Raw genomic sequence first — 6000 nt, 5'->3', positions numbered from 1 at the left:
AATGGCGGCAACGATAAAATTTCTCCAGCAGTTTCATAAGATTCATCTTCTAAGAAACCAGGGCCATCTGTTGCTAGTTCAAATAAAACGTTTGGTGCAGCCATGAAGTATTCTGATTGGAAATAGAAGCGATCAACAAAACCAGAATTTGGGAACTCTAAGTCATTGATTTTTTTGATCCAATATTTTAGGGCATCATCGTCAGCCACTCGCAGAGCTAAATGATGAACATTTCCGAAACCTTCCTGAGCAGGTGGTAGATCGTCTCTGAAGTCGACTATAATTGTTGCGCCATTTCCTCCTTCACCAACTTCAAATTGATGTAGGCTACCTTCTTCAGCGGTTTCTTTAAAACCTAGAACATTTTCTAAAACAAGTTTCATGTGATCAAAGTTTGATACTGTTACAATAGTGGGTCCTAAGCCAACAATTGAATGTTCAGCAGGAACGTTTGAATTTTTCCAAGGTGTACCAGCGGTGACTCCTTGATTTTTTTCATCAGAAACTAGTTGGAACAATTGATTGTCATAGTCATTGAAAACCAAATATTTTTTTCCAAATCGTACGTTGATTTCACCATGTTCAATGTTCAATTGGTTGAAACGATTTGCCCAATAGTCCAATGAAGCATCGCTAGGTACTCGGAAGCCAGTACGTGAAATGGTATTGGTTCCTTTTTTTCCTTGAGGAATACCTGGGAAATCAAAAAAGGTCATATCTGTACCAGGTGCACCTTTGTCATCTGTAAAGTATAGGTGATAAGTTTCAATATCGTCTTGATTGACGGTTTTTTTGATCATCCGTAAGCCCAATATATCTGTAAAGAATCGATAATTTTTTTTGGCGCTTGAAGTCATTGCTGTAACATGGTGTAATCCGCGAATTTGTGTGTCCATAAGTAATTCCTCCTTGATAATTTATCTTACTAAAAGTAAGTATAAGAGTAATTACTGATTAAAGCAAATAATCAGCTTTCTATTGCTAATTACTAGAAAGAAAGCTAGGATGAAAGAAAAAGAGGAGGAATTCGATGAAAAAAGTTATTCTATTCGATTTGGATGGTACATTAACGGACTCAAGTAAGGGTATTTTGGCTTCAATTATTTATATGCTGAAGGAGCTAAAGCTTGAAATTCCTGATAAAGAGGTATTACGTACGTTTATTGGCCCGCCTTTGAGCTTGTCTTTAAATAATATATACGGTATGGACAAAGAGGCTGCTCAAAAGGCTGTCATGATTTATCGAGATTATTATGCTGTTTATGGTATTTTGCAATTGGAGGTTTATCCAGGTATCCTCGAGACATTAGTAGAGCTTTCACAGCATTATAGCTTGGGCTTGGCTACTTCTAAACCGACACCTTATGCTGAGCAGATTATCAGAAATCTGAATTTTACATCTTATTTTACTGGGATATTTGGTGCAGATTTGGATGGAAAGCGGGAAGGAAAGGCAGCTATTATAAAGGATGCATTAACTCACTTGTCAGTTGAACCTAAAGAGGCAATCATGGTGGGAGATCGTGAGTTTGACATCAAAGGTGCTAAAGAGAACGGTTTAGCTAGTATCGGTGTTCTTTATGGGTTTGGAAACCGTGAAGAACTAGAGCAGGCTGGTGCGGATAAAATTGTCAAAAAGGCATTAGAAATTCCTGAAGCAGCTAAGCAATTTAACTAAAAAAAAGTCGAAGAATAATGAATTCTTCGACTTTTTGATTAATCTATTTTAATACCAACCGTTCGCTAACCAGAAAGCTTGAGCGCCTTCCCATGAACCATAACGTTGTGCAACGTATTGATCTGCTACACGTTCTTGGTTTGCAGGAGAATAGTCGCCATTCAAGTATGAAGAGCTTAATTGGTAACGTCCAATATATTGGCCATTCGTCGCATCATAAGAACCGCTAGATTCTTTTTGAGCAATCCATTCTTTGGCAGACGAAGTAGTTGCAGGAGCCGCTTGTACTGCTGGTGCTGCTTGCTCTTGAACAGGAGCTGTTTCTTGAACGGGTGCCACTGCTGTTGTTTGCGTTTGCTCAACAGGAGCTGCTTGTTCTTGGACAGGAGCCGCTGCATTTTGTGCAGTAGTATCAATGCTTAATTGTTGTCCTTCAAAAATCAAGTCAACATTTGTGATGTTGTTGTTGGTCGCAATTGAGTTTACCAAGCTGTTGTCGCCAGTAAACTTAGCTGAGATTTTTGATAAAGTGTCGCCTGATTGAACAGTGTAAGTTTCTGCTGCGTGAGCGTCATTTGTTCCGATTGCCAATGCAGCACCTGCTGCCATAATTGTACTAAGTAATAATGCTTTTCCGAATTTCATCTAGTAAATTCCTCCAAAAAGTTTTTGTCGAGTTGATACTTTCGACTACGATTCATACTTTAACATCCTTTTGTATTTCATAGGTGAAAGACCGATGACAAGAGGTTACAGGGTGGTGTAATTATGTAACAAAATAACTAATGTAATGGTTTTTTTGAAATTTTTAACAAATAGCAGAAAGCGTTTTAAACAGTATTGTATCAGACTATGTGACTATTTTTATAGGGAATATACGTTCGTTTTTTAGTCATGTCACTGATACATTGACATCATTCTGTAAAGGTATCTAAAGGAAATCACAAGAAATTTTAGGCTTTTAGTGTATAAGAAAAGTTTAAGTAACGGGCTTTTATCAAAGTTCATCCGGTAAAGCTTTAAACGTTAAATTATTTAAGTAGTTTACTTAAGGATAGTAGGAAATAATTAGTACTTCATAATGTGGCTGAAAAAAGAAAGCGTTTATTTTTTATTGGAGATAGCAAATGGTAGAACAACAATAACTTTACTTATAAAAGACAAATCTATTGTTAGGAGATGATCTGGTAAACACGTTGTATTTTAGATTGTTTAATGGAATTTATCTGCTCTGTACTGTATTTCATTTGATCCTAAATAAATTTTTTAACTATAAAAATTTTTATCGAATAGAAAAGTTTCCGAATTAGTTTTGGGAGGATAGGATCTTTTAGTCAGGCAACTTGTTATACATTCTTTAGAGTAAGTGATGGGGATTTGTCGTTTTAAGTTAGTATCAACACTTTGACAGCAGATAATTTTGAAGCGTGGACGATACACGTCGTATTTAAAGAAAATTATTGGCAGAAAGGATAGTTGCTTTTGCTTTGATGAGTTCTAAGGAAGATCAAATGGTAAGAAGAATATTTAGGCATTGCCCAAAAAGTTTCTAGTATACGAAACTCTATTTTAATGAGTGAAGATAATCATGGTGTTTGTTTAGAAAAGAGAGTGAAAAAAAGAATCTTGAGAAGTCAAGATTCTTTACAGATCATATTTTGAAAGTAAAAAAAGAACCTTGATCTCTCAAGGTTCTTAGAAGAGCCACCTGTCGGGCTTGAACCGACGACCTCCACCTTACCATGGTGGCGCTCTACCAGCTGAGCTAAGGCGGCATCTTATTGAACACAAGATATAGAATACCGAATATATGGTAGGTTGTCAATATTTTTTCTCTTCTTTTTTAAATGAAAGTGAAGATAGAAAGTGGCTAATTTGGGAATAATTTGACACTATCAGGTGTGAGGCTGCTTTTTAAATAGAAAGGAAGCGGGAATGTCTTCACATTCTGTGCTAAAGCCTTATCTGTCAAACTATGTTTAGAAGCAAGTGATGAGATGTGAATACCTATATGTGAGATTTATTGGAAAGTGTGAGGAAGCACTCTCGAGATATACAAAGATCTTTGGTGATTCGTTACAGCATCGATCTCTCTATGAAAATGGTGAGATAATGTATGCTTATACAGAATTAGATGAACTTAATGGAATTAGCTGTTGGGACAGGAAAAATTTGGTGGAAAGCGGCGATAGAATTGCTTTGCGGGTAGATCTTGTGAAACGGCAAAAGGCAGAGGAGATTTTTGATAGGTTGATTCTACTGGAAAGGAATAATAAATGATACGAACTATAAAGAAAGATCCTTGTGACAAGGTCTAATCTGTATAGTTCGTATCATTTTTTTAGTTATAGGTTGTTTAGAATTTCTGTGATTTGTGGATAATTTTCATCTTGCAAAATCTCGTAGCCTAATTTTTGATACAGTCTAACAGCTGGATGGCTCCAAGTTTGGGTGGTTAAGTATGGCTTTTGGTTTGGATGCAGTTCGTAGAGTAGCTCTGTTACACGAATTGCCAGTGCTTTGGCTAAGCCTTTTCCTTGTTCCTCAGGCAGTACAGCTAACCAATGAAGTCGCGGCTTGTGAGTATCATTTGATCGCCAGGCGGTAAAGGTGGCTACTTTTTTTCCTGTAGAATTTTCGATGAACAGCATCCGATGCGGCAGTTCACTGGAGAAAGGCGCAAAGGAGCTGTGGAAATAGTTCAGAGCCTTTTCTGTAGAATCAAATTCGGCTACTGCGGTTTCAATGACTGCCCAAGCTTGCTCATCGCCAGGTTTGTAGAAAACAAAACGATAATTTTCAGGTAGCTGATAGCTGGGCAAGGGTAGGGCATCAAATTCTCGAGTCATGGTAAAAGGAATGTAGGGAACTGATTTGTCTAACATAAAACTCCTCCTAATAATTTTTAATTATCTTTATCCTATCATGTGCATCCATTAGGAACTAGCGGAGGTTGACAATTTATTGCTGGCGGTTGTTTCGTCTGCTTGGACCAGCTGATTAAACAATTGATCGCCTAATTCATTAAAAGAAGTATTTTCGATATGCTTATTTGATAAAAGGATTATAGCGTTTTGTCCATCCTTAGAGTAATTAACAATTGTTTCAAAATTGGCCTTTACCCCCCGGCTATGGTAATGATTGGACATGTTATAAATTCCAGCAGCATATTGTTCATTTGGATAATTTTCCCACAATGTCTCCCGGTCCTGTGTAGCCAGCTTTTCGCCAGAAAGAAGACTGTGGAAATACAAAAATAAATCGCCGGCAGACATAAACACATTACCCGTTCCCAATTCAGAAGCATAGCTGGCTGCTGATTCATTCGTAAAAGTGTCTGTTCCGTTAGTTTCTTGATAGGAACGTGCTTGTTCTTCTGAATGATCCTGAGCAAAGCTAGTATGGCTTAGTTGAAAAGATTTGGTAATCTGCTGATTAAATAGGTCGTAATAATCTTTACCAGTTACTTGTTCGATGATCCCGGTCAGTAAAACGTAATTGATCGGTTGATAGGAATAGACCTTTTCACCGACCTCGGCTTGCAGTATTGCATGAGCCAATATATCTTTTTCGTCTGTAGTAGGCTCAGCTTTGATTTTATCGTTGAGCTTCAAACCAGAGCTCATATTTAGCATATCGCGCAAAGTAATTGTCTCGCTATTTTTGATTTGAGGGTAATATTGACTTAATTTATCCGTCAGCTGCACCTTTCCAGCTTTGACTGCTTCCATTAATAAATAAGCAGTTTGTCCCTTTTCAACTGAACCAATACAATATTGGGTTGAAACTTGATTTTGAAGCTGTTGCTCTTGATTTTTCCAACCATAGGCCTTGTTTAAAATTAAATGTCCATCATGATAGACTAGAACTGTTCCACTGAAATTTCTTTGAACTAACTGCTCCTGCAAGGAATCGGCCAATTTGTCATGAGGTTCGATCGTTTGCTGGGTTTCCACTGCTAAAGTAGTTGTTGGTTTGGTAATCGGTGGATTTGCTGCTTGCGGTACTGGGGCGACTGCCGCTTGGCGAGCAGATAAATATTCTCCACTAAGAAAGCCCACAGCAAGAACCAGGATGGCACCAGCAATGTAAATGGGATATTTTTTTCTTTTTCGACTATGACGATACATTTTGACACGCTCCTGACAAATAAAATGAGTAATAAACATAGAAAGAAATTGGATTAAATCTATTGCCATTCAAAATAAAAATTGGTATCATGAACAGGTATTCTTTTTCCGGCATAGCTCAGTTGGTAGTAGCGCATGACTGTTAATCATGATGTCGTAGGTTCGAGTCCTACTGCCGGAGTTGCTTGAGAC

5 protein-coding genes and 2 tRNA genes (1 of these 7 cut by a window edge) are annotated in these 6000 nt (G+C 37.6%); 2 read left to right on the top strand and 5 right to left on the bottom strand.

From position 1 onward, the window contains the following. Positions 1-896: the 5' portion of a ring-cleaving dioxygenase gene (locus tag IGI49_RS09785; protein ID WP_429964332.1), read on the bottom strand. 79 nt of this gene lie to the left of the window's left edge; 896 of the gene's 975 nt are visible here — the first part of the coding sequence; it begins with the start codon at positions 894-896; its stop codon lies beyond the left edge, outside the window. Between the two features lie 134 nt (positions 897-1030). On the opposite strand from IGI49_RS09785, the gene IGI49_RS09780 reads away from it, so the two are divergent. Further along, positions 1031-1678: an HAD hydrolase-like protein gene (locus IGI49_RS09780; protein ID WP_429964331.1), complete on the top strand. Its 648-nt coding sequence runs from the start codon at positions 1031-1033 to the stop codon at positions 1676-1678. Between the two features lie 48 nt (positions 1679-1726). Here the strand turns inward: IGI49_RS09780 and IGI49_RS09775 are convergent, their stop codons facing one another. The 4 genes from IGI49_RS09775 to IGI49_RS09760 form a co-directional block, all read right to left on the bottom strand. Beyond that, the gene (locus IGI49_RS09775; protein ID WP_429964330.1) at positions 1727-2323 is read right to left on the bottom strand and encodes a LysM peptidoglycan-binding domain-containing protein; all 597 of its coding nucleotides are present in this window, start codon (positions 2321-2323) and stop codon (positions 1727-1729) included. A 1057-nt stretch (positions 2324-3380) separates the two neighbouring features. Beyond that, positions 3381-3453 (bottom strand) — tRNA-Thr (locus tag IGI49_RS09770). 570 nt (positions 3454-4023) lie between these two features. Beyond that, positions 4024-4563 carry a GNAT family N-acetyltransferase gene (locus IGI49_RS09765; RefSeq protein ID WP_429964329.1) on the bottom strand — a complete coding sequence of 180 codons (540 nt, stop codon included), beginning with the start codon at positions 4561-4563 and terminating at the stop codon, positions 4024-4026. A gap of 51 nt (positions 4564-4614) precedes the next feature. Beyond that, complete coding sequence (locus IGI49_RS09760; RefSeq protein ID WP_429964328.1) at positions 4615-5808, bottom strand: serine hydrolase domain-containing protein; 1194 nt, start codon at positions 5806-5808, stop codon at positions 4615-4617. A gap of 107 nt (positions 5809-5915) precedes the next feature. Here IGI49_RS09760 and IGI49_RS09755 point away from each other — a divergent pair. Then, positions 5916-5989, top strand: a tRNA-Asn gene (locus tag IGI49_RS09755). Positions 5990-6000: the final 11 nt, after the last annotated feature.

The sequence above is a fragment of the Enterococcus sp. AZ071 genome, assembly GCF_050499065.1.
GTDB classification, from domain to species: domain Bacteria; phylum Bacillota; class Bacilli; order Lactobacillales; family Enterococcaceae; genus Enterococcus_A; species Enterococcus_A ferrettii.
The sequence above is the reverse complement of the archived record's forward strand: the minus strand, read 5'-3'. Positions and strand labels throughout refer to the sequence as shown.

Coding starts and splice junctions, on each gene's coding strand:
- IGI49_RS09780 (WP_429964331.1), top strand. CDS start 1,031: ATGAAAAAAGTTATTCTATTCGATTTGGATGGTACATTAACGGACTCA.
- IGI49_RS09775 (WP_429964330.1), bottom strand. CDS start 2,323: ATGAAATTCGGAAAAGCATTATTACTTAGTACAATTATGGCAGCAGGT.
- IGI49_RS09765 (WP_429964329.1), bottom strand. CDS start 4,563: ATGTTAGACAAATCAGTTCCCTACATTCCTTTTACCATGACTCGAGAA.
- IGI49_RS09760 (WP_429964328.1), bottom strand. CDS start 5,808: ATGTATCGTCATAGTCGAAAAAGAAAAAAATATCCCATTTACATTGCT.